Annotated in this window: 28 protein-coding genes and 1 tRNA gene; 8 read left to right on the forward strand and 21 right to left on the reverse strand. The window is 62.1% G+C overall.

The window, feature by feature from the left end; all coding sequences use genetic code 11:
* Nucleotides 1–8 precede the first annotated feature (8 nt).
* Nucleotides 9–98, reverse strand: a tRNA-Ser gene (locus tag ACZ6IE_RS11750).
* Between the two features lie 94 nt (nt 99–192).
* Here ACZ6IE_RS11750 and radA point away from each other — a divergent pair.
* Nucleotides 193–1,548 carry a DNA repair protein RadA gene (gene radA / locus ACZ6IE_RS11755; protein ID WP_464608090.1) on the forward strand — a complete coding sequence of 452 codons (1,356 nt, stop codon included), beginning with the start codon at nt 193–195 and terminating at the stop codon, nt 1,546–1,548.
* A 76-nt stretch (nt 1,549–1,624) separates the two neighbouring features.
* On the opposite strand, the gene ACZ6IE_RS11760 is transcribed toward radA, so the two are convergent.
* Entirely contained in the window at nt 1,625–2,056 is a 432-nt protein-coding gene (locus ACZ6IE_RS11760; protein WP_077055037.1) for an SseB family protein, read from the reverse strand.
* Nucleotides 2,057–2,233: 177 nt separating this feature from the next.
* Here ACZ6IE_RS11760 and ACZ6IE_RS11765 point away from each other — a divergent pair, with 177 nt between their 5' ends.
* Together ACZ6IE_RS11765 and ACZ6IE_RS11770 are read left to right on the forward strand one after the other, a co-directional pair.
* Complete coding sequence (locus ACZ6IE_RS11765; RefSeq protein ID WP_464608091.1) at nt 2,234–2,581, forward strand: hypothetical protein; 348 nt, start codon at nt 2,234–2,236, stop codon at nt 2,579–2,581.
* A gap of 200 nt (nt 2,582–2,781) precedes the next feature.
* Nucleotides 2,782–3,045, forward strand: a complete 264-nt coding sequence (locus tag ACZ6IE_RS11770) for a hypothetical protein (protein ID WP_464608092.1) — start codon at nt 2,782–2,784, stop codon at nt 3,043–3,045.
* A 41-nt stretch (nt 3,046–3,086) separates the two neighbouring features.
* On the opposite strand, the gene ACZ6IE_RS11775 is transcribed toward ACZ6IE_RS11770, so the two are convergent.
* Nucleotides 3,087–3,950: a hypothetical protein gene (locus ACZ6IE_RS11775; RefSeq protein ID WP_464608093.1), complete on the reverse strand. Its 864-nt coding sequence runs from the start codon at nt 3,948–3,950 to the stop codon at nt 3,087–3,089.
* A gap of 84 nt (nt 3,951–4,034) precedes the next feature.
* Here ACZ6IE_RS11775 and ACZ6IE_RS11780 point away from each other — a divergent pair, with 84 nt between their 5' ends.
* On the forward strand, nt 4,035–4,256 hold the full coding sequence (locus tag ACZ6IE_RS11780; protein WP_464608094.1) for a DUF2188 domain-containing protein: 222 nt from the start codon (nt 4,035–4,037) through the stop codon (nt 4,254–4,256).
* Between the two features lie 248 nt (nt 4,257–4,504).
* On the opposite strand, the gene ACZ6IE_RS11785 is transcribed toward ACZ6IE_RS11780, so the two are convergent.
* The 6 genes from ACZ6IE_RS11785 to ACZ6IE_RS11810 all read right to left on the reverse strand — a co-directional run bounded on the left by ACZ6IE_RS11785 (nt 4,505) and on the right by ACZ6IE_RS11810 (nt 11,508).
* The gene (locus tag ACZ6IE_RS11785; protein WP_464608095.1) at nt 4,505–5,926 is read right to left on the reverse strand and encodes an ATP-binding protein; all 1,422 of its coding nucleotides are present in this window, start codon (nt 5,924–5,926) and stop codon (nt 4,505–4,507) included.
* 314 nt (nt 5,927–6,240) lie between these two features.
* Nucleotides 6,241–6,678 carry a hypothetical protein gene (locus tag ACZ6IE_RS11790; protein ID WP_464608096.1) on the reverse strand — a complete coding sequence of 146 codons (438 nt, stop codon included), beginning with the start codon at nt 6,676–6,678 and terminating at the stop codon, nt 6,241–6,243.
* Complete coding sequence (locus ACZ6IE_RS11795) at nt 6,671–7,183, reverse strand: ImmA/IrrE family metallo-endopeptidase (RefSeq protein ID WP_464608097.1); 513 nt, start codon at nt 7,181–7,183, stop codon at nt 6,671–6,673. The genes ACZ6IE_RS11790 and ACZ6IE_RS11795 overlap by 8 nt, the downstream gene beginning before the upstream one ends.
* Nucleotides 7,184–7,933: 750 nt before the next feature.
* Nucleotides 7,934–10,609: a phage tail tape measure protein gene (locus tag ACZ6IE_RS11800; protein WP_464608098.1), complete on the reverse strand. Its 2,676-nt coding sequence runs from the start codon at nt 10,607–10,609 to the stop codon at nt 7,934–7,936.
* 114 nt (nt 10,610–10,723) lie between these two features.
* Nucleotides 10,724–10,996, reverse strand: coding sequence for a hypothetical protein (locus ACZ6IE_RS11805; protein ID WP_464608099.1), 273 nt, complete (start codon nt 10,994–10,996; stop codon nt 10,724–10,726).
* An 86-nt stretch (nt 10,997–11,082) separates the two neighbouring features.
* A complete protein-coding gene (locus tag ACZ6IE_RS11810) occupies nt 11,083–11,508 on the reverse strand; it encodes a hypothetical protein (protein ID WP_464608100.1) in 426 nt (141 codons plus the stop codon).
* Between the two features lie 35 nt (nt 11,509–11,543).
* Between ACZ6IE_RS11810 and ACZ6IE_RS11815 the strand changes: the two genes are divergently transcribed.
* Nucleotides 11,544–12,260 carry a hypothetical protein gene (locus ACZ6IE_RS11815; RefSeq protein WP_464608101.1) on the forward strand — a complete coding sequence of 239 codons (717 nt, stop codon included), beginning with the start codon at nt 11,544–11,546 and terminating at the stop codon, nt 12,258–12,260.
* A 100-nt stretch (nt 12,261–12,360) separates the two neighbouring features.
* Here the strand turns inward: ACZ6IE_RS11815 and ACZ6IE_RS11820 are convergent, their stop codons facing one another.
* From ACZ6IE_RS11820 to ACZ6IE_RS11860, 9 genes are all read right to left on the reverse strand, one after another.
* Nucleotides 12,361–12,900, reverse strand: a complete 540-nt coding sequence (locus tag ACZ6IE_RS11820; protein WP_464608102.1) for a hypothetical protein — start codon at nt 12,898–12,900, stop codon at nt 12,361–12,363.
* A 13-nt stretch (nt 12,901–12,913) separates the two neighbouring features.
* Nucleotides 12,914–13,240 (reverse strand): hypothetical protein, encoded by a 327-nt coding sequence (locus tag ACZ6IE_RS11825; RefSeq protein ID WP_464608103.1) that lies wholly within the window; start codon nt 13,238–13,240, stop codon nt 12,914–12,916.
* A gap of 67 nt (nt 13,241–13,307) precedes the next feature.
* Nucleotides 13,308–13,631, reverse strand: a complete 324-nt coding sequence (locus ACZ6IE_RS11830; RefSeq protein ID WP_464608633.1) for a helix-turn-helix domain-containing protein — start codon at nt 13,629–13,631, stop codon at nt 13,308–13,310.
* Between the two features lie 49 nt (nt 13,632–13,680).
* Nucleotides 13,681–14,046: a hypothetical protein gene (locus tag ACZ6IE_RS11835; RefSeq protein ID WP_464608104.1), complete on the reverse strand. Its 366-nt coding sequence runs from the start codon at nt 14,044–14,046 to the stop codon at nt 13,681–13,683.
* Between the two features lie 25 nt (nt 14,047–14,071).
* Complete coding sequence (locus ACZ6IE_RS11840; RefSeq protein ID WP_464608105.1) at nt 14,072–14,695, reverse strand: hypothetical protein; 624 nt, start codon at nt 14,693–14,695, stop codon at nt 14,072–14,074.
* 78 nt (nt 14,696–14,773) lie between these two features.
* Entirely contained in the window at nt 14,774–14,947 is a 174-nt protein-coding gene (locus tag ACZ6IE_RS11845; RefSeq protein ID WP_464608106.1) for a hypothetical protein, read from the reverse strand.
* Nucleotides 14,944–15,459 (reverse strand): hypothetical protein, encoded by a 516-nt coding sequence (locus tag ACZ6IE_RS11850; RefSeq protein ID WP_464608107.1) that lies wholly within the window; start codon nt 15,457–15,459, stop codon nt 14,944–14,946. The genes ACZ6IE_RS11845 and ACZ6IE_RS11850 overlap by 4 nt, the downstream gene beginning before the upstream one ends.
* Entirely contained in the window at nt 15,452–15,811 is a 360-nt protein-coding gene (locus ACZ6IE_RS11855) for a hypothetical protein (protein WP_464608108.1), read from the reverse strand. The genes ACZ6IE_RS11850 and ACZ6IE_RS11855 overlap by 8 nt, the downstream gene beginning before the upstream one ends.
* Before the next feature lie 17 nt (nt 15,812–15,828).
* Nucleotides 15,829–16,053, reverse strand: coding sequence for a helix-turn-helix transcriptional regulator (locus ACZ6IE_RS11860; protein WP_464608109.1), 225 nt, complete (start codon nt 16,051–16,053; stop codon nt 15,829–15,831).
* An 88-nt stretch (nt 16,054–16,141) separates the two neighbouring features.
* Here ACZ6IE_RS11860 and ACZ6IE_RS11865 point away from each other — a divergent pair, with 88 nt between their 5' ends.
* Nucleotides 16,142–16,717: a helix-turn-helix domain-containing protein gene (locus ACZ6IE_RS11865; RefSeq protein ID WP_464608110.1), complete on the forward strand. Its 576-nt coding sequence runs from the start codon at nt 16,142–16,144 to the stop codon at nt 16,715–16,717.
* Nucleotides 16,714–17,841 carry a tyrosine-type recombinase/integrase gene (locus tag ACZ6IE_RS11870; RefSeq protein ID WP_464608111.1) on the forward strand — a complete coding sequence of 376 codons (1,128 nt, stop codon included), beginning with the start codon at nt 16,714–16,716 and terminating at the stop codon, nt 17,839–17,841. Before ACZ6IE_RS11865 ends, ACZ6IE_RS11870 begins: the two co-directional genes overlap by 4 nt.
* A 24-nt stretch (nt 17,842–17,865) precedes the next feature.
* Here ACZ6IE_RS11870 and ACZ6IE_RS11875 read toward each other — a convergent pair whose 3' ends face one another.
* The 3 genes from ACZ6IE_RS11875 to ACZ6IE_RS11885 form a co-directional block, all read right to left on the reverse strand.
* Nucleotides 17,866–18,558 (reverse strand): hypothetical protein, encoded by a 693-nt coding sequence (locus tag ACZ6IE_RS11875; protein WP_464608112.1) that lies wholly within the window; start codon nt 18,556–18,558, stop codon nt 17,866–17,868.
* Between the two features lie 141 nt (nt 18,559–18,699).
* The gene (locus ACZ6IE_RS11880) at nt 18,700–23,739 is read right to left on the reverse strand and encodes an ExeM/NucH family extracellular endonuclease (protein ID WP_464608113.1); all 5,040 of its coding nucleotides are present in this window, start codon (nt 23,737–23,739) and stop codon (nt 18,700–18,702) included.
* A 253-nt stretch (nt 23,740–23,992) separates the two neighbouring features.
* Nucleotides 23,993–24,517, reverse strand: coding sequence for an amino-acid N-acetyltransferase (locus ACZ6IE_RS11885; RefSeq protein ID WP_464608114.1), 525 nt, complete (start codon nt 24,515–24,517; stop codon nt 23,993–23,995).
* Between the two features lie 168 nt (nt 24,518–24,685).
* Between ACZ6IE_RS11885 and ACZ6IE_RS11890 the strand changes: the two genes are divergently transcribed.
* Nucleotides 24,686–24,859: a hypothetical protein gene (locus ACZ6IE_RS11890; RefSeq protein WP_179100272.1), complete on the forward strand. Its 174-nt coding sequence runs from the start codon at nt 24,686–24,688 to the stop codon at nt 24,857–24,859.
* Nucleotides 24,860–24,899 lie beyond the last annotated feature (40 nt).

The raw sequence follows: 24,899 nt of genomic DNA on the forward strand, positions 1-24,899 counted from the left end.
GGGGCTCGTGGCGGTGGCGGTGGGATTTGAACCCACGGAACGCTTTCACGTTCACACGCTTTCGAGGCGTGCTCCTTAGGCCGCTCGGACACGCCACCGAGAAAGAGTGTAGTTGACCGAAGCGGTCGAGCGCGAATCGAGCCGGGATGACGACATCCGCTCGTTGTCGGTGGTGCCGGTTAGGCTCCTCGTATGGCCAAACCCAGCTCCCAATTCACCTGCACCGAGTGCGGCTGGAAGACGATCAAATGGGTCGGCCGGTGCGGTCAGTGCCAGGCATGGGGCACCGTGGTCGAGAGCACCAACGACATCGGCCAGCTCGCCCGATTGGCGCCGGTGCGCGTCAGCGATGCCCGCAGCGCGCGGCCCATCACCGATCTGCCCGAGACCGAATTCCTGCGCTGGGCGAGTGGAATCGGCGAGTTCGACCGCGTGCTGGGCGGCGGCATCGTTCCCGGTGCGGCCATTCTGCTGTCGGGAGAGCCGGGCGTGGGCAAGTCGACGCTGCTGCTCGAGGTGGCCGCGCGCGCGGCCCAGGGCGCCCGAGTGCTCTATGTGAGCGCCGAAGAATCGGTGGGCCAGGTGCGTTTGCGCGCCAGCCGCACGGGCGCACTCACCCCCAACCTGTTCCTGGCGGCAGAGACCGATCTCGCCACCATCCTGGGGCAGGTCGACGCGGTCGAGCCGAGCTTGTTGATCGTCGACTCCGTGCAGACCGTGTCGTCGTCGATGAGCGACGGCTTGGCCGGGCAGCCGGCGCAGGTGCGCGAAGTGGCGGCCACCCTCATCCGTGTCGCCAAAGAGCGCAACCTGCCTGTTCTCATCGTCGGGCACGTCACGAAAGACGGCACCGTGGCCGGGCCGCGATTGCTCGAACACCTGGTCGATGTCGTGTGCCACTTCGAGGGCGACCGACAGACATCGCTGCGCTTCGTGCGGGCGCTCAAGAACCGCTTCGGGCCCACGGACGAGGTCGGATGCTTCGAGATGACGGGCGACGGCATCGAAGAGGTCCCCGACCCCAGCAGCCTGTTCCTCAGCCGGGGGCTCGCGGTGTCGGGCACGGCCGTCGCCATCGCACTCGAGGGCAAGCGGCCGCTGCCCGTCGAGGTGCAGGCGCTCGTGGCGCCGAGTTCCACACCCAACCCGCGTCGAGTGACCAACGGAGTCGATGGCTCGCGGCTGGCCATGCTGCTGGCCGTGCTCGAGCGGCGCGCCGGCGTGAAGCTGGCCGATAAAGACGTCTATGTGTCGACGGTCGGCGGGGTGCGGCTGGCCGAGCCCGGCGCCGATCTCGCGATCGCCATCGCCGTGGCATCGGCCGTCAAGGATTTGGCCATCCCCCACGATGTCGCCACGTTCGGCGAGATCAGCCTCGCGGGCGAGGTGCGTCCCGTGAACGGCGCGCGGCAACGGCGATCAGAGGCACAGCGGCTCGGCTACAAAACGATCATCGATGCCGAGGCATCGACTCTACGGGAGGCCCTGAGGCTCGCACAGAGAGCCGCATCGACGCCGCGTGAGCGAGAACTCGACGCCGCCTTCTAGCGACGCCCAGGGGGCTCCAGGCGCCGCACGGCGAGCTCCAGGTGGCGCGACGGGGCACGCCGACGCGCACGACTTACTACGGCGCGACGACACCCGGGTCGAGCGGCGGCGAACCGCCATCGAGGTCGAGCACGCGGAGCAACTCGGCCGGGTGAGCCTGCATCGGGTGCGGGCCCGCGATGTCGAAGAAGACCGTCTCGATCTCGTCGCCGTGCACCCGCAAGAATTCGTGCAACCACGCGCCATCCTGGGCTGCGACGAAAGGCGGCAGGGCTTCGGGCTTGTTCTTAGCGTCGGAGAAGACGAGCAACGCGAGGCGGCCATCCTCAGGGCGACGATACATCCACACCTCGCCCGGAGCGGTCGGCTTGTCGCGAGGCGCCGGCTTCGACAGCGGCACCACCAGGCGGTCGTTGCGCAGCGCCAGCGCCACCTGGGCCATGTCCTGCTTCTCGAGCGCCTCGGCGAGCAGATCGGAACGGAACGACACGGAAGGTTTCTTGGCCATGACAGCATTCTGCCAAAGAGCGGGCGCCGCGACATCCGACCTCGCTGAGGGCTGAATCGGCGACGTGAATGCCGACAGCCACCACAACCCGGCCGGTCGCAGACGAAAACGCATACCGGGCGCGGCATGAATCGGCAACGCCTATCCGAAAACTGCACCATCGGACAAGATTCAGGTATGCAAGAAATCACCTACGCGTCCAAGACCTTCGTCACCACGGACGCCATCTCCGACGCCCTGCTCGACCTCGTCACCTCGATCGGTCGCGCAGCGCACTCGGAAGCGGTGAGCGTGCCCGCTTATACCGAAACCGGCAAGCGCGTCGAGGCGAAGATGACGCTCGACGCATCCAGCGAACTCGTCGCTATTCCCGTCGAACTCGACATCGACGACGATTCGGCGAACGATGAGGCCGTTGAGGCGTCCCTGCGCGATATCCGCGGGCGCATCAGCAACTGGTCGACGACGGCCGTTCCGGTGAAGGCCGAAGAGGCCTTGCCCGTTCAGTACTCCGACGAGTTCTGAGACTCGGCGCGTGCAGGCGCCACGCCTCGCCGCAGCGTGGCCAGCTAGTTCAGGATGAACTGGACATAGGTGGTTGCGAGTTGTAGACACGAGTTGGGAGTCGCGACTTTCCGGGGCTGCGGTGATTGTGGGTGGCTGGCACTCACGGCCTCGAATGGATGCTGTTGCGGACTGAATGCGGACTACGCCTACCGTTGGGTATGGCTTCTATCAACTACGCCGGCACCTCGTATGAGATCAGCAACCTCGAGGCTGGGGCCTACAGGAACGTTATCCGCTCGATCGTTACGCAGTCACGAACGGAGTGGCTTCCACACATATCGTTGACTGATGCCGGTGAACGTGTTGTTTCCTACCTGCTCGTGTCTGCTGCCGTTCCGGTGATCATCGAGATGGACGACGAGGACGACGCAGCGGCCCAGTTGGGCTCTCTCATGAGTAAGTACGCGCCGCCTCTTTCATGACGCTTTGTGCCAGACAGTTCTCAAGCGCGGCCCGAGTTTTGTTACGACTCCGCGGCTTTGTCAGCTTCTTCGAGACCTGCTCGGTGCCTACGAATAGCCTCTTCGATGTCCCACCCAATCTGCGTCTGCTTCTGCGATCGCTTCTCGAGGTAAGGAAGGGCACGTAGAGCGAACTCGGCCAAGCGGTCGTAGTCGCGTTCCAGCGCGAGACGGGTAACAGCCGCCCCCGGGCCATCAACACCGGCCCACCGCGCGAGAAGGGCGACACCTGCGGGCACCTCGAGGTGACCACGCTGCCGGGCGAACTCCCTTGCCTCCGGTTCCCGCACGTGCGCTGCTTGCATGTACTCGAATACGAAGTCCTCACCGCGCTCGGTGGCACGCTTCACTTCGCCGTCGTAGAGATCGAACACCTCATCTGGCGAGAGCTCGGCCATTCGTTGAGCAATCGTCTTGGTGATGCCCCATCGGATCAGTAAGCCTTCCTCGCTGACGGGAGGTTCGCCATCGTTAGTGATTCGGCTCTCTTCCCAACCAAGGAATCGGCAAAGGCCGGACATATCTCGAACCGCACCTATGCCCATATCGACGCTGCCATAGATAGTGATGAACCCTGGGCGTACCTGTTCGAACATCGCCCAAGCGGCGTCCTGCTCGGCCGAGTCGGGCCGCCCGTCAGCTTCCAAGCGTTCCCAAACAGCTTCCCGATCCAGGAACTCAACCCGGTCAGACCAGAGAGTCTTGAGACGGCCCGCCGGCACCCACTTCTCCCGGCCTTCGTCAGGTCCCGATAGGAAGAGCACCCGTGCGCGTGGTGGATGGTCTGCAATGAGCCGCGTCACCTCGGCTTCGGTTAGCACAGCACCCTTCTTCGCCCTATAGGCCCAGCTCTCACCGACGCGCATGGCTGGACACTACCGCATGGGTTATTCGTCCTTTCCTTTGGCTTACGGTCGGGCTAGCCTCAGCGCAACGAAAGGAGTCTGACGATGGCGTCAGCACATGTAGTACCGAACGGGCCCTTGTGGCAAGTCTCGGTGGGCGGAAACGCCCTGTCGAATCACTCTACGCAGAGCCTCGCTTGGGACAGCGCCCGCATCTATCTGCAAAACCACGGCGGGGGTGAACTGATCGTTCACGGCACGAATGGTGCAATCAGGGCGAAGGACACCATCTATCCCGGCAACGATCCGCGTAATCGGAAGGGCTGAAGCCGTTTGGGGCCGGACGGACTAAATACTGCTGCCGGCCCCAATTCTCGATGTGTAACAACGCACTCACTATGGTGAAGTCATGAGCGACTTTGGGGCAACATGCAAGGTGTGCGGGGAGCCTGTGTCGGTCCAGCTCGGAGCGCCCTCGGAAAAGCCTTTCAAGCTCTCATGCATAGGGTGCGGCGATCGGCTAGCGCACGACCCGATGGCGTGGGTTCGGTTCGATTGATGCGTATTTCACCGAGCTAGGCATACTCAGGTACATATCTCGCGGACTTTTTAGCAGAGGACACAGCCGGATCAAGCTTGATGAGTCCTGCATCAATGGCATTCGCAATGACCAATGATGTGTGCGTCGACTTATTGGCGTTCAGACCAAAGCGGGCTCGGAGCGTTGAATTCGTCATGAAACCTCCGCTCACGTAACGAAGGCAGCAGTGAAGGAACGCACTCCACACGCGCTCCTCAGGGGTCATCTGTTCGAACATTCGGCGGCTCAGCAACGTAACCCGAGTGGAACTGCTGCCTTCTGAGAACAGCGGCGCAGCGACCTGGTGAAACTCGAGTTCTCCCAGCACCCGGTCTATACCGCTACCCCGGGATTCACAGATGCCGAGCTTCAACATCGCCGATGAGAGTTCTGGGTTGCGCGACTGCGAATCGTCCACGAAGCGAGTCACGTGAATAACCGGCTTCCCAGGATTCACAATCTCAAGCCTGTTCGCGTAAATGTCGATGGACAACGCCACCCCGATTTGTTCGAAGTCCTGGTGAATGTATGCGTTCGCCAAAAACTCGCGGAGAGCAACCTCGGGGTATAGCGGGACCGTGGCTCGAAGCGAAGTCTTGATGTCCTCATTGACGGGCAGCATTGCGGCTAGCAATGCCAGAACCTTCGCAAAGCTGGCTGCGTATCCTCCATTCTCGAAATGGTCGTTCACCGCCGTTACTTTGGTATCACCGTCGTACTTCGTGATGCGCAACCGCTTGTGTTCTAAGTCGGGGAAGTTCTCAAGATTGCGAGCAAAGAGCAGCGCCCCCATGTTGGTGATCCCAATGGAAGAATCAGGGGCGACGGACACAAACTTCCAGGACGCCAGTCGAGCTACAACCTCGCTTGGATCCGATGGCATCGGAAGCGATGCCAACGTGAAGAATTCGGGAATGTCCAGCAAGAGCCCCAAGTCTGCGTAGCTGAGCCCGTCCCTCGCAATGCGCTTTAGGAAATGCCCCTTTGGTTCATCGAAGATCTTTCTGAGTTCGTCTTGTGACATCGGCACAAGACTCTCGCCTGACCGCATCCAGTAGCTCCCATCAACGTGTATGGGATAACCAGAGGGGCGGTTTGGAATCTGAAAGACCAAAACCCGCTTACCCTCGTAGACCCGTTCCTGAATCATGACCTTCAAATTCAACTTCTTGAAGAGATCAAATTCGGTCTTCTCTGAGCTGCGAAATGCCGCGGTTCCATGCACAACCCTCGGGTAACTATCCGAGACTCCGAGGATGAGCGCACCGCCCCCCTCGTTTGAAATGGCCGCGCAGTACTTGAGGGTCTCATCGAAGGAAAAAGAATTCCGAGCGGCCTTGAACTCGAGAGTCCGATGCTCTTTCGGTTGCGAGATGTACTGGTCAATATAAATCTCGTCAGCGGACCGCTCTGTCATCAAATCTCCCCCGTGAAAAATCGTTGAAGTAAATGTAGCGCGGGTTTCCGGCCTCTCAGCGTGATCTAGACCAACCTGCGACATTTTGAGTTATAGAAACGCCGCACCTGTGGATAACTACCGGTACCCGGAATGCAATCCCCGGGGGCGTAATTGCAGGGGAAAACCAGGCACTTAGATTCCAAAACACGATTCCGAGACCCGAAATCGAATTACAGCGATGTAGTTATCCACAGCCCTACGGCGAATCGAAACGCGTTCTGATGGGTGGAATATCCTGTGGATAACTATGAGAGGAACTCGGACAACTCAGGTTATTTGGTAGCTGCTCTGTCCGACCGAAGGCTCTTGTCTTGGAACGGGAAAAGGCTGCGAGCGATGACCCAGAGGATGCCAATTACTTCGACCACCGTCGCTGACAGCCACGCGACCATTACTGTCGGTTCTGGATTTACCGCATTCATGTAGAGGTAAAACCCGAAGAATAGGTTTGCCAGACCTAGTTGCACGATCACTATCCAAATCGCGTAGTCGGCCAACTTCTTACGTAAGGCGATCCGCTGTTGGCGCTGACGAAGCTTGACGGCAGCCAGCGATTCCGCAGACGATTCCTCCGGTTCGACAGCCCCTTGAGCGTCTTTGGACGCCGCAGCCGCCTCTAGATCCGCTGCTCTTTTTTGCGCCCGTTCGATCTCAGCCGCTACTCGAAGCCTCTCCTCAAGGAATTTGGAGAACCCTTGATCATCAGCCATTCAAGAGGCCAAGGTTTCTCATCCGGAAGGCTAAGGCCTGGCTGGATACATCGAGCTTGAGTCGGATTGTCTCCGGCGACAACCCCTCTGCCCACCACTTGTTGAGAAGGAACGCCGGCATAAGCAGTTCCGCGGCGAATTGGTTAGCCCACCGCTCGTGAGGGTCCGTTCCCTGCGAAGACAACTCATCGCGATTCTCGACATATCCGATGGTGTCGTTGTTCTCATTCTGGATGAAATGACCGATTTCGTGAGCGAGGGTGAATTTTCGACGCTTCGGTGAGTCCGACTCGCTGAGGTAAGCCTCCGCAGGCCCCCCGTCTTGCCGTAGCAAGAAGCCAGCGACGTTCGGTTCCAGGGCCACCACATGGACCTGTATGCCGAGGTTCTTGGCAATCACGTGTGGGTCAATGGGGAGCTTCACCCTCCCATCGACGTTCCATTTGTCAATGCGCACTTGGCGCGCCGCTTGATGTGGCGCAGACATGTTCCTGGGCATGGTCATCCTCCCTCCTCGAACAGAAGCAGGTTGTGCTTCTCGAGCCGCGATGTCACTTGACACTAGCGCGTACTGCTTGGCCTTAGCGCAATGACCGGCCGTTACTCGACATCTGAACGAGCGTATGACTCTATTGGGATGCCACATCGAGAACACGGCGGTGAGCGCGATCTTCCATTTCAAACGTTTCACCCTCCGAGAAACTTCCTGTACCGCACCGCGACCTAGATCAGTGCATAGTTGGGCGTCCTCAACCACACCTTTTGAAAACGAGACTTTGCGAGCAAGACTCGTCGCCCCAATCGTCCGCCGGTCAGGTTCGCTCGGCTAGACACCCAGGGGCCGGTTCCCCCTAACCCTTCCTCCCAAACCCTCCGGGGATAGACCGTTTTCACACACAGAGAATAGGGGGCGTTTTGGGCCTGATACGGTGAAGTCGTTCGCCGGTTGAGAGTCGCTTTCAGTGGCGAGACAGGGCCAGTCGCAGCAATAGCTGCAACCTTTATAGCTGTAGTGACAACGGAACTCGCACTATTTGTTTCCGGTTGGAAGCCACATCTGAAAGGGGTGATGGGGATGATAGGTAACTGTCTGAGCGCATTGCTAATCGCGGTAACAACGGACTGGCCGTGGCTCTGAACTTACGAACCATCCCCAGGGGCAGGGGCCCTCACTCCGCATCCCCTAGCCCCTCCGGGAGTAGGCACCGTCTATTCACGACGTTTTTTCCACACCGGTTTCGGGACATTTTGGCTTTCAGCGCTTATGCCATCCGTTCCTAACTCGCCTGTCATAATCGCTGGCGGCGCGTTTGATGCGCGCGTCTGCTTCGACACGCATGCGGCCGATGAGCGACCCATCGGCGTCCCGCACCATGAGTGTTGCGCCTTCCAGCGAGACGGACGTCGGTTGTACGCTCATCGGTGCCGAAGTCCCGCTCGACGCGTAGATCGGGGACCCGTCGGCGTAGTTGTCCACGCCGAGCCGTTTCCCTGTCTCAGCCCAGATGGCAAGGGACCGGTCACGCTTGGAGGCGGCGAGAGGAATGTAAGCCTCTCCCCCGGTTTCTTGCTCGGCCCACACCCGGTACGACCCGGCTGGCGCGATTTGCGCGACATGGTTCTCGTTCAGACCACCGTTGGCGTAGAAGCTGAGCACACTACCCTCTGACTGCGTGATGCCACCCGCGCCACCGGGTCCAGTCGAAACATGCAGTTGAGCCGTCGCACCGATTCCGTTGATGAGATCTTGGATGCGCTGCAGCTTCACAGCGGCATCCTGAGTCTTCGCGAACATCTCAAACTCACGCTCCGTAGGGATGGCGTAAATCTTGTCGGTCAGACGTTGCGCTTCGTCCGCGTTCCCAGAGAGGGCCAAAGCGCGATCGTAGATCGCCTGTCGCCCAGCCTCGAGCGTCGCCTTGTAGTTCGCGGTGTTGTTGTCCAGATCAAATTGGGATTTCGCCGCCTCCTGAGATTTCTCAGCCACACCACGCAACATGTCCGCGTTCGCTGAGCCGGCGACTGTCGTCTCATCGAGACTGACCTTGTACCCGTCGACCCCCTCGCGCGCTTTCTGGATAGCCTCATCCGCGTCAGCAATTGACTGGCGGTAGGCCGCATTGGACGAAACCGCATCCTGCCCCACACCGTTCGCCGCGTTCATCGTGTCAATGAGCTGCGTGAGCTGCTCACCGAGACCCGAAGCCTCCGTGGCGGCTTCGATGTAAGCAGTGGCCGCGTCGGTGGTCTTGTCCTCGGACTCCCCCGCAGCAGCAGCCTGGTTCCCGAACGCCTCACGTGAATCGTCGAGGGCGCCCGACAGACTGCCCACGTCGGTGACCAGGGGGTCGATGCTCCACCCGGCGAAGAACTGGTCCCAGGCGGACATACTGCCGTATGCGTCGTCTGCAGCCTGCTTCACTTCGGCGTACGCCTGCGTGTTGCCCATCGCAGCATCGGTGACGGTCTCGAGCGACAAGCCGAGCTTCTTAGCGATGTCGAATGCGCCAGAATCCTGCAGCTTTTTCACGACTACAGCGCGGGTGTTTTCACTGAAAGCGCCCGTCTGCTCATCCAACGTGTCCGTCAGCTCCTGCACGACTGCACTGGCCTGAGCCTGCGCCCCCACATACAGGACTAGGAGCGACGTCGCCGCAGCGATCGCAAGCCCGATGGGACCGAATGAGGACGTCAAGAGAGCACCCGCACGTTGCGCACCGGGGCCAAGCTCCGAGACAGCAGTCTTGAACGCCGCGACCTTCGGCACCGCTGTGAAGAACGCTCCGCCGGCTAGACCTGCGACGGTCACGATGCCCCCCAAAGCCATCGCTGTGCCCTGGATGCCCTCAGGAAGGTCGTTGTAGGCGTCGACGGTGTTCGTCGCCGCCTGAGTCATCCAACGCAGCGTGTCATTGGCAGTGGCACCCGTTTGGATGAGGGCCGTATCGAAAGCGCCGCCTAATGCCTCAACGTCACCACGGAGGTTATCGAGACGCTGACGTGCCGTCTCGGCGGCGTAACCCTGATCGTTGACCGCGTTCTCCCACTCCTTGATACCGTCAGCACCCTCGGCGTAGAGAACGGTCGCAGCGCGAACCGCATCAGAACCAAAAATGGTAGCCATCGCCGAGTTGCGCTGCTCCGGTGTGAGAGTGCGGAGGGAGTCCTGCAGATTGCCGGCAAACTCCGACAGGCCGATGAACTGTCCTTGAGCGTCGTAAGCAGAGATTCCGAGTTCGTCCATCTTGGCTTTTGCTTCCGCTGACTGCGGCGTGAGTCGCTGCAGCATCGCCTTGAACGAAGTACCCGCGTCGGAACCCAAGAGGCCCTGTGATGCGAACGCTGCGAGTGCACCCGTTGTCTCCTCGATCGACAAGCCTGTGTTCTTCGCAACCTGGCCGCCCTGCGCGAGTGCCGCAGACAGGTCAGTGACGTCACCCATCGCCTTACCTGCACCAGCGGCCAGGAGGTCAGAGACGTGGCTCATATCCGAGCCCTGCAGGTTGAACGTCTTGAGCGACGTGGCGGCAATTCCAGCTGCCTCAGCAACGCCCAGACCGCCGGCAGCCGCCAGGTTCAGAGCGCCCTTGAGACCCCCGCCGAGGATGTCTGCAGTAGAAACGCCAGCCTTAGCAAGCTCCTCGATTGCGTTGGCAGCCTCAGTGGCCGAATAGACGGTGCTGGCCCCGGCCTCAATCGCTGCGTCCCGCAGTAGACCCATGTTGTCTGCGGTCTCGTGCGTCGCGGCCTGGACGTAGGACATCGCCTGGTCGAACTCGGCGAACTTGGCAACAGCGAGACCAACGGCGACGCCCGCCACCGCCCCGACTGCTAAGAGCGAGCGGCCGACCTGATCGAACGCCTGTGATTTCTGAGCCAGCTTCTCGGCCTCAGTGCCCGTCTCTCGGGTCTTGTCCGCAGCCTGCTTCATGCCCGCGAGATACTGCGAGACATTTGCTACGAGAGTTACTTTGGTTGTTCTTTCCTGAGCCAATAGCTCATTCCGTTTCCGCCCCACGGAGATTTGTCGAATAAAGGTGAGCTGCTAGTCCGCCGTCATGGAGGCAGAAAAAAAGACCCCAGAGAGGTCTTGATGTTGGTAGTCCTGCTCGTAGGACTTCCTGGTTTGTGCGATCTTCTGTGCCACGAAATCGACCGTCGCGTCGACGCGTATTCGATCTCTCATCGAGGGATCGGTTGCGATATCCATTGGCACGCCGTGCGGCCCGATTTCCCGATCACGAGCGCGAGCGGCAAGCAGTAGAGCGACTTCTGTCGGCGTGAACTCAGGCTCCGATGAAGTCACTGCGGCGATCACCCGTCCGGCATCGTCATACTCGTAGACCGTTTCCTCGGCGGGCTCCCAACCGCGCAAACGGCGGACAGAGATACCGAGACTCAGGGCTAGGCGGGCTTCGTCTCCGAGCGGCCCGCTGATGCTTTTTTTAGCTGCTTCACCCGCTGTTCCGGGTCGTACTCGTTCAGCGCCCAGATAGCGTCCGTGATAGCGGCGAACTCAGAACCTGAGATGACCTCAAGGATGTCTTTCCATGCCGCAGCGTCTAGGACCGTCTCGGAGTCGTCCTCGAGTAGCCGGCCCGTTGACGGTGCAATCTCTTTGCACACGGCGTGGAAGTTGTAGCCATAGCGCAGATCGATCAGAGTCTTTGGCCGCGCAGGGTGGCGGGATGTCACCTCAGCCCACTCACTCGAATCAGCTCGGTAGAAGACAAGTTCTGCGAGTTCCCCACCAACTACAACCGAAACTATCTGGCTTCGTTCCTTTGGCTCTGCTTTCGCGGCGTCGAGACGTTCTCGAAATGTAGACACGATTGCTCCTTGTGGTTTTGGCTTTTAGATACGCTGTGGCGATGTGGGGAAATGAGTGGTGGCGCGGAGACGGCTGGCCAACGGCTGAGGAATGGTCAGCTTTCTGGGCAGCTCTCAGCGTCCTGTTCGCTGCAGTAGCTGCGTTCGCTGCCCTAGCAGCCGTCTACATTGCCTTCCATCAACTGCGCCTGGTTGTCGAGTCGAACCATGCCCTCACCGACGCCAACCGGGACACAGCGGAGTCAAACCTCGCGCTATACCGCCCGTATGTCGTGGTCGATGTCGACGTTCGGAAGCAGGAATTACCGAAGAACTTCAACATCGTTGACGGAACCATAACGATCCGAGTTAGGAATACGGGTCAGACAACAGCACGCAATGTGAGGTTGAACGTCAGCCCTAATTTCCGATCCTCCGGCGCAAAGTACGCCGATGAGCAATCGAATTCAGATGTAATGGCGAAGATCAATACGGCGTTCGGTGGGGACATTGTCTTCAAAACGCTGGCCCCTGGTGCGTCAATTGCTTATCCGCTCGACACGGTAAAGGGCTATATGAGCAATCAGAATGATCTCCCGAGCGAATACGAAGTGGCTACGTCATACAGCACCATGGACGAGTCCCATTCCTTCGCTGAGAACTACCAACTGAATCTCGCAATCCTCGGCCCCACCATCATGGAAACCGATTCGCTGCGTCGCATTTCGCGTGATATTCAAGATCTTGGGACGATTCTGAAGCGCATGAAATGAGGCAGACCAGGGGCCTTTGGGTGGAAAAAAGGCCGGGGAGGGATCATGTCTATTCCCGGAGGGTTTTGGGGAGTGATCGACGGGAGCCCTCCCCCTGGGTCTAGACGAGGAACGCGTAGTGCATCGCTCGGGACATGCCGTTGCTCAGTTCCTCTTGGAGGTTCTGCAAGTCCGTCGCTGCTGATGCACTGTTGGGGTTCTCCTGCTTGAACAGGTTGATGACGTCCTGCCAACCAGTGTCAACACCACGACGGAACACGGCGTGCGCGAGAGTGTGGTCGTCGTTGCGGAGAGCGCGGGCGAGCATCTGCCGCGCCGAGTCCTGATCCTGCAAACGCTCGGCTCGGTCCTGCGCGTCACGGAACGCGATGAGGTCTGCACCTGAGCCGCCAACCTTGGAGTCGAGAGTGCGCTCGGCTTCGGTGATTGCACGGGTGATGATGCTCTTCTCTTCGTCACGAAGCGCAGCAAGCCGCTCTTTCACCGCTGCTGCCTTCTCACCTCGGAGTTGCTTCCGGTACGTATCACTCAGGTTGGGGTCTTTGTCGATCTGCTGGATCTCGCCGTAGCCGACATTCGATGTGCTTTCGGCGCGGGCTCGGACTGCTTTGATCTGCTCGGCGATGTGTGCGGTTGACATGGGTTCTCCTTGGTTAGTGGGTGAGGTTGATGAGTTCGATGAGGTCGGCTGTCCCGGCGGGGTCTGCGTTCCAGCGGTTGACGACTTCGGTCCAGTTCCGAGCAACAGCGACCTCGAGGATGGCGCGAGCGAGGATGTCGTCCGTCGATCGCTGAGCTCGTTCGAGGAGGTCAACTGCTTCGCTCTCAGCGCCCAGGTACGAGGCCCGGTCTGCAGCGTCACGGTACGAGATAGCTGTCTCAGAGTTGGAGTCTGCGGGGAGCCCGAACAGTTTGTGTTCGAGGTACGTGCGGCGGCTGGGCCGGGCGAGGGTTGCTCCTTCCGGAGTGGTGCCGTTCATGCGGTGTCCTTAAGTGAGTGAAGCCCCGCAGCGTTTGATGGCTGCGGGGCTTCGATGTGTTGAGTTGTTAGCGGGCGCGTCGATAGTTCTCGTAGTCGGCGCGGCTTATTCGCCATCTGCCTTCGTGCTTCTGTCCGCGGAGAGTGCCGGCGCGGATCGCTTTCCTGATCGCACTAGGGGTTATGCCTAGCTGTGATGCGATCTGGTCTGGTGTACACCAGTTTGCCAGCGGTTCCGTGAATTCCCGTGAGGGAGTTCTGTTGACGGAACCTTCCCAACTGAGGGCGGCGTAACGCAACGCGATCAGCGTTTCATCGAACTCGGAATCTCGGCCGCGGTTGCGGCTTCGTATCTCCGTGAAGTTCGTGATCCGGTCAAGCACATGCGCCATCCGCTGGTTCACGAAGACACCAGCGACGAACTTAGCCGGCCTCTCGTTCTCAGACGTGACGATCACCCCGCTCGTATGCGGCCAACCCGACTAGCAGCGTCTCGCGCAAATTTTCGTCAGCCGCCTCATCGATCTGGTCAATAGCGGGACTCAGATAGTGAGCCAACATCGAGAACGTCGCTGACACGAGGACTGCGTGAAATGCTCCCTGCCCGACCTTCTCGAGGTGCTTCGTCAGCACCGCACTGATCTCGTCTGCGGTGCCGTTCGAATGCGCGGCGAGGTCGAGTCCGAGATGAAACCCGCCTTCGGACACATCGCCGAGCCCCGCCACGCCTGACGGGTTTCCACTCGAATCGGTGAAAAGGATGGGGCGATTATTGAGGATGTCTTGGAACTGTTTGAGGTAGTTCATTTGCTCCCCTTTCCAGGGTTCGTGATTAGGCAGACGAACGTGCCGCTGCATGTTGCGTGTCCTGTTTCGGGCAAACGGTCAAAGGAAAATCAGGCTCAAGGTAGGTGCCACATACTCGGCAGCTCTTGCTCTGAGGGATAGCTGCGACTGGCCAAGATGGCACTGCTGTGTCTGTGACTTCGCCTGTTCGTTCATCAACAGTTGCTTCTTCATATCCCTCGCCTTCCCTTGCCTGTCCTGTCCTGTGTCCTCCCGGGGATATTTCCCGGGGAGTGTCCCGGGGACCATCTGAGAAGGAGGGCTGTTTGTCGGCTTTCGCCTGAGCCCTTTGTCGCGCCTTCTTTTCCCGATCAGCACGACGCGCATTCTCGAGCACTTCGAGATCGTGTTTGCTGGTCTGGTCTTTCGCGTAGTCGGCGATCACCCACCCGTTTGCCACCTCGTTCCATAGGCCTCGTTCGACCAGCGCCGGGATTGACGCATTGTTGAACATCGGCACGAGAGGGAGATCCTCGGGCTCTAGCGCTCCGTCAGTGCGGTTAGAAACACTCCACAGGCTGGCCATGACGAATGAGCAGAAGTCGGCTGGTTGAAGACGCGCGATCCGGCGGTCCATGAGATATCGTTCAGGCACTCGTAGGTCGGTCACGATTCTCCTTTCCTAGGGTCGCGGGGGTAACGGCTGGGTGTTTCACGGAGTTATGGCGAGACCGTTGCTCATCGTTGATTAGGGCCACTCTGACTTCGGCTTCTGCTCGATCTTGTGTGCCGCTTCGATGAGACGCACGCCGGCCGCGCGCGCTTCGTCAGGTGTCAGATGAATGGGGTTCTCGGTCAGCCGGATTGCGACCGTGAGCGGCTCTCGCGATTCGAGGTTCAGGCCAGTGGTGATGTGGATCATGCGTTGACCTCGACTTCCTCGACAAGCACGTTGAACTGGTGTTTGCCGGGAACGGAATTGAGCATGTGCAGGGTTCGGAAGAATCCCACGTGTTCCCAGATCCAGGGATCACCGTCGTCCTCAGCGTCATAGACGATTTGGTCGCCGGGTCGGATGCCGGGGTGTGCCGCAGCATGTCCGGTGAGGCTGTCGGGGCTGGGCTGCTCGATGACGGTTAGCTTTCCCGGTTCGTAGATGTCGGAGTTGTAGACCACCTTCATGACGTGCATGAAAGCGCCGGGGATGATGAGTTTGACGCGATCGACTTCGAGCTCTCGGACGTCGCGGCCTTCGTTCTCGGCTTCGACACGGATGAATTTTGCGGCGGTGTCCTGCAGCGCATCCACCAGCTCGAGACACTGTTCGGGTGACTCGAGCGTGATCGGGGTGTGGCCGCTGATGCAAAGCTCGAAGCCGGCAGCCCCGGGCTCTCCTACCTGGCGGGTGTAATCTGTGATCTGTACGCTAGACATTCGATCGTTCTCCTTCTTCGCAGTTGGTGCTTCGGTTGTTGCCCTCGGATGAGTTCCAGCTCATTCCGGGGGCTTTTTTCGTGAGTCGCGCTCGGTATGACTTCCCTGATCGGCTCTCGTTCACTTCTCCGTGTTCGTTGAGGAATCGAAGAAAGGCGACCACTACCGCAGGTTCGAGAAGAACCGTCACCGAGTGGCGCGACAGTTCAGGTTCGTCGCCGTCGACCACTTTGCGGGGACCACTGAGCCGCCAGTCGGTTCGAGGTGCGTGTTCGATGTCACGCATCAGGTTTCGGACAGCGGTCTCCCCTGTCGGGTCGCCATAGGCAGGTGCCGGAAGACCGAGATCCATTCCAGTTGTATCCACGACTAGTTACCCCTGTTGTGCGCGTCTTCGAATTGAGAGTCAATCCATGCGGCAACACGGTCGGCGTCGAAGAGCCTCCTACCGCCAACCAGCGCGCTCGGGGGTGCCTTGTCTACGTGGATGAGCCAGCGCAGCTGCGACGGTGTCTTGCGGAGCACCTCGGCTGTTTCCTCGAGAGTGAGAAGACGGCGAAGGCGGTGTGCGGGTTCGGGCGGTTGAATTGTCATATGCCATTCCAGCTCGTATGCGAATTCGCAGGGATCTGCGGTATCGCAACTTTACACCGTTTCGTCCAAACTGCAATAGGCTGCAACTATGCATAACAACGAGTGGACGGCCGAGCAGCGCTTCGGGTCAATGGTGCTGAGTAGCCGCCAGGCGCTCGGCATGAGTCAGAAGGATGTTTCGACACTGTTGGCAGACAAGGGCCTTACGCTCGACAACTCGGCAGTGTCTCGGATTGAAAAGGGCACCCGTGCGCTGCGGTTAAGCGAAGCGATCACGATTGCACAAGTGCTGGGCTTCTCTCTGGCCGACTTCGAAGACGCGGTACCGCCGGCTGACGATTTCAAACGTCGAGAAGAGAAGGTCGACACCGCACTGCGCTCCGCGCACCAGTCGCTTATTTTGGCCGCGGAGGAATTGAATGGACTCGCCTTCATCGCCGAGCTATACCCAGAGGTGCTGGCCGACCTTCCGTCATCCGATCCGGTCTCAGATGTCCAGGGCCTTCTGAGATGGAAGGTGCGTGAGTGGGAAGACAACTTCGTACTAAACGGCATCGGCGCGCAATTCGAGACTGAGGAGCTTCGTGACGGCGTTGTCGAGGTTCTCGCTACCGTTGCGGCATCCGCGGTGGATTCGCATGTCGGACCCATGGACAACCGATGAGCAGCATCAAAAAGAGGCCTAATGGATCTTGGCGTGCGCGTTACCGCGACAGCGAGGGTAAAGAGCACGCCCGGCATTTCCGTTTCAAGAACAATCCGAATGACCCTGAGAACAGCGCCCAGCATTGGCTGGATACGGTCACCGCGTCGGTCGTCAGCGGAACATACATCGACCCTCGGGAATCGCGACACACCCTGAAGACGTTCTACAGTGACTGGGCTCCTCGGCAGATTTGGGCAGCGAGCACGATTCCGGCGATGAACACAGCCATGAACAGTTGCACTTTCACGGACGTCGAGTTTCGAAAGCTTCGCAGGTCACACGGTGAGTCCTGGGTAAAAGCCATGCAGATAGCGGACCTGCAGCCCTCCACTATCCGAACTCGTGTCAGCAATGTGCGCACTGTCCTTCGCGCAGCGGTCCGAGATCGGTCATTGGCCTTCGATCCTCTCGACGGGGTGCAGCTACCGCGGCAACGACGCAGCGAAGTCTCCATGGTCATTCCAGAACCCGCGCAGGTTTCCGCCCTTCTCGATGAAGCCGAAGAGTGGTTCGAGCTCATGCTCAAGGTCTGCGCGTTTGCGGGTCTGCGCGTCGGCGAAGCACAAGCGTTGCAATTGACGGATATCGACTTCCTGCGACGCATCATTCGAGTGCGTCGCCAAGTGACCAGAGCGACCGGCCCCGTAGTCACAACGACGCCGCCTAAACACGGTTCGGAGCGGGACGTGTATGCAGCAAGCGACCTGATTGAAGCCATCGGCGCATATGTCGCCAAACACGGCACCGCAGGTGAGGCCCAGTGGTTATTTCGCGGTTCGGGTCACCAACCCCCGCGTTATGGCCGCGTACTGGACGCCTGGAAGCGCACGGCCCAGAGCCAAGAATGGGAGAACTTCACTCCGCACAGCCTTCGACACTTCTATGCATCAGGTCTCATTGCTGCCGGGTGTGATGTCGTGACGGTGCAAAGAGCTTTAGGACACTCCAGCCCCAGCATCACGCTAAACACGTATTCTCACCTCTGGCCCACCGCGGAAGACCGGACCAGAGGCGCAGCCGAAGCGATCATGCGGCAGGCTCTGGGGGGCACTGCGGACAGCTTGCGGACAAGCTCCGCGTAAATACGGGGAGAACGAGCTATACCGCTAGTTCAGGATGAACTGCTTCGATGTCGTGCTCTCGACGCCGGCCACCGAGGTCTTCAGGTGATACGACGCTCCCCCGGCGGGCGCCTGATCGCGCTCGCCGTCGCACGAGTCGGCCGATGAGCGCGTGCGGTCCCACGTGATGGGGGTGCTCGAGGTGACCGTCTTGCCGGGCTCGAGGTCGACCTCGGCGTCGGCCGGGTCCTTCTGGCAATCGGTCGACGTCCAGTATTGATCTGTGCCGCTCGTGATGGTGAACACCTGCTGCGATGTGCCCACGTTCAGGCGGCAGGGCTGCGTGCCCGTGTTCGTCACCGAGAGCGAGAGCTGCGGGTTGGCCCCTGCGGCGTAGGTGGAGGCATCCGTCAGCGCTTCGACCTTGACGGCGGATGGCTTGCACGTGCCATCGTCGTTCACGCCCGTTTCGGCGGGGGTGGGCGTCGGGGTCGCCTCGGGCTCGTCGTTACCGCCCGAATCGGCGGCATCTGTTGCGGCCGCGCTGGGAACGGGCGTGGATGTCGCGGCCGAGACGTCGGTCGAGCGCCCCGAGCTCGAACCCGGCTTCCAGATCACGAGCGCGATGATGCCGATGATCGCGAGCACTCCGAGCAGCACGAACAGGCGGCGCCGACGGTAGACGGATGCCGGCAGCCGGTCGTTCGTGGCCCCGCCGGGGCGCTCGGAGGAAGTCATACGTGAATCGTAACGACGCGGTCAGGCTGCCTCCGAACACGACATCGGAGGGTCGCCAGATCGACGGCCCTCCGATGTGTGTGTTCAGTTATGTGTTCAGCTAAACCGGCGGGAAAACCCGCCAGGCCCTACGACGTCGCCTCAGCCGCTCTGGCGGGTGCGGCGTGTGCGAGCGGCGGCGAAGACGCCGCCACCGGCGAGCAGCAGAAGCAGACCGGCCAGAAGACCCTGGGTCAACTCGCCACCCGTGTTGCTGAGCGAACCGGTGCCGTTGCCCGCACCCGTTCCACCCGTGCCCGTGCCCGAACCCGTGCCGGCGCCGGTGCCGGCGCCGGCACCCGCTCCGGGGTTCTGGCCCGGGTCGACACCGGGGTCGGTGCCGGGGGTCGGAGCGAGCACCGTCACATCGGTCCAGCCGATGACCGCGCCGGATGCGTCCTGCACCGCGATGCGGTGCGCACCAGGTTCGGTGCCGGCCGGAACGGTGACCGTCACGTTGCCGTCGGCATCCACCTGCGTCCAGCCGTCGCTGATCAGGACGGGCTCGGAGTACAGCCAGACCGAGACCCACTTGCCGATCCAGTCGCTACCGACGTTGATGACGATCGTCTTGCCGGCCAGGAACTCCTTCACCGTGGTGATGAGGTCCTTGAGCGCGTCGATCAGAGCGTCGACACCGGCGGGAACCGGCGGCGTGGTCGGCTCACCGGGAACGGTGGCGCCGGTGACCTGCAGGGGTACCCGCACGACGGTCTTGCTCTCGGCGGCGGTCAGCGTGACCGTCTGGGCGCCGGAGGCATTGACCGGCACCGTGAAGGTGACGGTCGCCGCACCGGCGGTGACCGGGACGGTCGCCACGGCGGTGTCGCCGACCGTGACGGCCAGCTGGGTGTTGACCGGGGCGCCGAGCGACGTCAGGTCGAGCTTCGAGACCTCGAAGGTCACGGTGGAGCCCGGCTCGACGGCCGCGGTGGGAACACCCGTGACGGCGACCGCGCGGCGGTCGAACGACGGGGATGCACCCTTGTTGGCGCTCAGGTAGCTGATCCACGCGTCGCGGTCGACGAGACCCGAGTCGCGCGTGTTGGTGCCGTTGCCGAACTCGCGGAAGTTGTCGCCACCCTGCAGCAGGAAGCTGAAGGAGCCGATCCGGTAGCTCTTGGCGGGGTCGATGGCCGCGCCGTTCACCGAGATGCTCGTGACCCGGTCGCCGGCGGCGCGCGAGGCGTCGTAGGTGTAGGTCACGTTCTTCGACAGGCCGAGGTTGAGGAACGGCCGGCTCGGCACGGTGCCGTCGGCGTTCGTCTGCCACTGCTGCTCGAGCACGGTCTTGAACTGTGCGCCCGTGAGCGACGTGGTCCAGAGGTTGTTCACGAACGGCAGTACCGCGTTGGCCTCGGCGTACGTGATGACGCCGTCCGTGCCGTAGATCAGGTCGGCGCGCAGGCCGCCCGGGTTGACGATGCCGATCTCGGCGCCACCGCGTTCGGCGGAAGACAGCGACGACACGAGCGAGTCGGCGACGAAGTTGCCGAGGGCGGACTCCGAGGCGCGGTCGTCGGTCTTGCCACCCGCGAAGGCGCGGGTGATGTCGGCCGTGATCGAACCGATGGGCTGTTCGCCGACCTCCTTGGCCGCGGCGAGGGCCGCGTCGACGATCTTCTTGACCTCGGCCACGCGCGGGTAGGCGGCGACGAGGGCGGCGTCGGAGGTGGTCACTCGGGCGATGTTCTTCGCCGTGTGCGCGGTCACTTCACCGGTCGCCTTGACGACGTCGAGCGTGATCTGGCCGATGTTCTCGCCGTAGTTGCCGGTCTGAACGATGGCGCGGGTCTTGCCGGGCTTGCCGGGGATGGCCGCGTCCCACACGTACTGCTTGTGCGTGTGGCCCGTGAAGATGGCGTCGACCTCGGGGCTCGTCTTGGTGACGATGTCGGCGAAGGCGCCGCCGGCGGCGACTTCCTGTTCGAGCGTCGCCTTCTCGGGCGTGCCCGCACCGGCACCCTCGTGGTACTCGGCGACGATGACATCCGCTTCGCCGTTGGCGGCGTTGCCGTCGCTCAGCTGAGCGGCGACGCGGTTGACGGCTTCGACGGGGTCACCGAACGTGAGGTCGGCGATACCACCGGGCGAGACGAGCGTCGCGGTCTCTTCGGTGACGACACCGATGACACCGACCTTCACGCCGTCGACGTCGATGACCGTGTACTCGTCGAGCGCCGGGGTGGTGGTGCCCTTCTTGTAGACGTTGGCGCCGAGGTAGGGCCAGGCGGCGTTCTTGCCACCGTCGATCACGCGGTCGGTCAGGTCGGCGAAGCCGCCGTCGAACTCGTGGTTGCCGACGGCAGAGGCGGCGAGGCCCAGGGCGTTCAGCACGTCGATGGTGGGCTGGTCTTTGTCGACCGCCGAGGCGAACAGCGAGGCACCGATGTTGTCACCGGCCGAGAGGAACAGCGAGCGGCTGTCACCGAAACCGAACTTGGCACCCTCGACGGTTCCGGCGAACTTGACGGTGTTCTCGTCGATGCGTCCGTGGAAGTCGTTGATGTTCAGCAGGTTGATGCTCGTGGTGGCCGACGTTCCCGTGTTGATGCCGACGACCACCGGGTCGTGGTCGCTCGAACGGAACGGCGAGGCGTCGTACAGGTTCTTCGCGTTGTAGTTGAAGCGCGAGTACTCGAGGGCGACCGATTCGACGGAGTTGATGTTCCAGACATCCGCGCCCGTCACGGTCTGGTCGGCCTCGGGCGAGGCGAACACGTGGTCGAGCGAGCCGACGGCACCGCCGAAGGCGTAGGTGTATTCGCCCGTCTTGGCTTCCTGGCTGATGTAGCCGGCCTTCTTGATGACGTCGATCGGGTCTTCGGCCGCGTAGGCGTTGAAGTCGCCCACGAGGAAGACCTTCTTCGTGCCGGCCTGCGTCTTCATCTTCTCGGCGAAGGCGACGAGGTCGGTGGCCTGGCGGGTGCGGTCGCCCGTGAAGGCGCCCTGACCCGTGTTGGCGTTGTCACCCGTGGCGGCGTCTGATGTGCTCTTCGACTTGAAGTGGTTGGCGATGACGACGAAGGTGCTGGATGCCGGGTCGCCGACGGGCTTGAAGGCCTGGGCATTGGGCTGGCGAGCGTTCGAGAAGTTGGCCGAATCGGTCAGGATGGTCGATTCGCCGACCGTCTCGATGACGGCCTTCTTGTAGATGAAGGCCGTGCGGATGACGTCTTCCTTGGCGGGGAGCTTGGCGGGCGACGGGACGAACGCCCAGACATCCGAGCCGGCTGCCTTGTTGAGCGCCGCCACAAGAACGCCGAGCGCCTCGTCACGGGGCTTGCCGGCTGCGGCTGCGGAGTTCTCGATCTCTTCGAGCGAAATCACGTCGGCGCCGAGGCCGTTGATGGCCGCGACGATCTTGGCCTGCTGACGCTCGAGGTTGGCGTCGTTAGCGGCGCCGCGCACGTTGCAGCCACCATTGACGGTGACGGGCTTGTCGGCGCGGTCCTTGTAGAACGTGCAACCGGCGACCTCGTCACCCGTGGTCGAGAAGTAGTTCAGCACGTTGAACGTGCCGAGGCGCACGTTGCCGCCAACGTTGCGGGGGGCTGCCTCGCGCGTGTTGGCGAACGTGACGGGCTGGACGGTCGCCGCGTTGGCGTCGGTCAGCTGCGATGTGGGCTGGAACTTCCACGAGCTGTTGCGGTAGTCGAGGATGACGGGCTTCGTGAACGTCACGGCCGCACCGACGCGCACCGGGTTGGTGGTCGACAGGTAGGGCAGCGGGATGCTCTCGCCGATCTGCGGCTGGTCGTCGCGCGGCAGGAAGTTGATCGTGGACGCGTCGTCGAGCTTGACGAGGCCGGCCTTGGTGCGGGCCACTTCGGCGTCGTAGGCGGCAGAACCCGGCTTGCCGAGCACCGTCGGGTTGATCGCGGGCGTCGTGCCGACCATCAGGCCGATCTCGGCGTACTGGTTGGCGGCGTAGTTGTCGGTGACCGTGTAGGCACCCTGCGGCTTGATGACCATGCCCTCGAGCACCTCGCGCTGGGCGTCGGTGGCGGGGTAGGCGACCTCGGCGGGCGTCGGGGCGACGACACCGGCCTTGTCGAGCTGCTTCAGGTCGGATGCCGCGGCAACCGTGACCTGCGTCAGGCCGAAGTACTCGGAGACGGCGCCCGTGACCTCGACGTAGTCACCGATGGTGACGGAGGCGACGGTCGACGGCGAGTAGACGAAAAGGCCCTCGGAGGCGAGGTGCTTCGTCAGGTCGAGCTTGCCGCCCGTGGCGGGCGTCTGGATGTAGTAGCCGCTGAAGCCGCCGTCGGAGTAGGCGGCCGTGACGACACCGCGCGCCGCGACGCGCTTGCCCACGAGGGGGCTGGCGTCGGTGGTGCCCTGGATGTCCTTGATGGCCGTGAGCTCGGCGGGCGTGCCGGGAGCCGGGGTCTCGGTGGGGGTCGGCGTGGGAGTGCCGGTGGGTGCGACCGTCGGCGTGGGAGTGGGTGCCGGGTCGGTCGGCGTCGGTGCAGCGGTCTCGCCGGCGGCGTTCGTCGGCGTGATGGTGGCCGAGAGGGTGAAGTCGGCGGCGTTGTCATCGCTGTCGGCGAAGCCCGTGCGGTTCAGCGACTTGACGTCGGTGTTGCTGGCGGGCGCCGTGGCGACGGCCTTCTCGAAGGTCTGCGAGGCGCCGTAGCCGAGCACGTCGGCGAACAGCGGGTTGGCCGACGTGTCGCCGGCGGGCGCCGTTGCGGGGGTGGTGCTCTTGACCAGGGCGAGGGTGCCCGTCGTGCCGCTCGGGGCGATGGTGCCCACGACATCCGGGGTGGGGAGCGCTGCGCCTGTGGGGGCCGTCGTGCTGTTGCTGTTGCCCGAGACGAGGTAGTAGCCCTTCGGGGCGATCGAGCCCGTGAGGGGCGTCACACCGCCGAAGCTGTCGGCCTCGGTGCCGGTGGCCTTGCGGTACTGCAGCGACCAGCCGCTGATGTCGATGGGGGCGTCGGTCGGGTTGTAGAGCTCGACGAACTTGTTGGTGAAAGCGGCGCCGCGGCTGCCACCACTGAGGTAAGCCTCGTTGATCACCACCCCCGTTCCGTCTGGGGCGGCCTGCGCCGGAAGCACCGACAATGGTGCGGCGGCGAGGCCGATGAGGGTCGCGAACGCGAGGAGTCTTCCTCGGCGTTGGGGCTCGGACATGGGTCTCCCTGGGGATGATGCGACGGGTGAGCACGCGAGTCGAGGGTGCGCGCCATCGCGCACCCAACTCGGGCGGCGACCTAGTCAGGCTAGGAAGCCGCCATAACCGCTCTGCGTCTGACAGATGAACAGTTGGTAAAAAAGTAACCCCAACGGGTGACACTCCAACGGGGCTGCAACAGATGAGCAGCGACACGCGCTAAGGTTGCCACTAAAGAGCAGAGAGCGGATGCTCGGGCCGACAACCGCAGCGTCAGACGATGGTCTTCATCATCCGGGTGTTGCCGAGCGTGTTGGGCTTCACCCGGGCCAGGTCGAGGAACTCGGCCACACCCTCATCCCGAGAACGAATGAGTTCGTAGTAGACCTCGGGGTCGACGACGGTCTCGCCGATGGGCAGGAAGCCGTGCCGCTCGAAGAACGGCACCTCGAAGGTGAGGCAGAACAGGCGGGTCACTCCGAGTTCGAGCGCGTCCTCCTCGAGCCGGGCCAGGATGGCTCCGCCCACGCCCGCGCGCAGGTGCTTCTGCGAGACGGCCAACGTGCGCACCTCGCCGAGGTCCTCCCACATGACGTGCAGCGCGCCGCATCCGATGAGCTCGCCGTCGGGCGTCTCGGCCACGCGGAACTCTTGCACGGCCTCGTAGAAGACGACACGTTCCTTGCCGAGCAGGATGCGCTCCTGCACGAGGGGTTCGATGAGCGCCTGGATCTTCGGCACATCGCTCGTGCGGGCCCGTCGCACCGTGTACTCGGTGCGCGCTGCCTGTTCCGTCATCTGCCGCCTCCATCCGCCTCGCCGGCGTCACCGTGATGCATTCTCCGTGCGCCGGTAGCCGTCTTCCAGCCTAGACCCGGCTCGCTCACACGATTCGGGGTTGCGCATCGAGTTCGGGGCCACGCGCAAGCGCTGGCGGCAACCCGCACCCGGGCGTACCGTTGCCGCATGAGCGATGCACACGACAAGCCCACCGAAAACGACCCCTACTCCGACTTCTCGATCCCCCAGGACACCGACCTCGTGGCCGACCAGCCGGCCGGCGAGCAGGATGCCCCGGCCAAACGCGATGCGGCCGACCGCGACGCCGACCCCGACCTGAACGGCCTCGAGGACAAATAGGCCCCGCCGGCCGGCCAGGGTCGTCAGGCTCTTCGCCGAG

The sequence above is a fragment of the Okibacterium sp. AC114 genome (genome assembly GCF_979253355.1).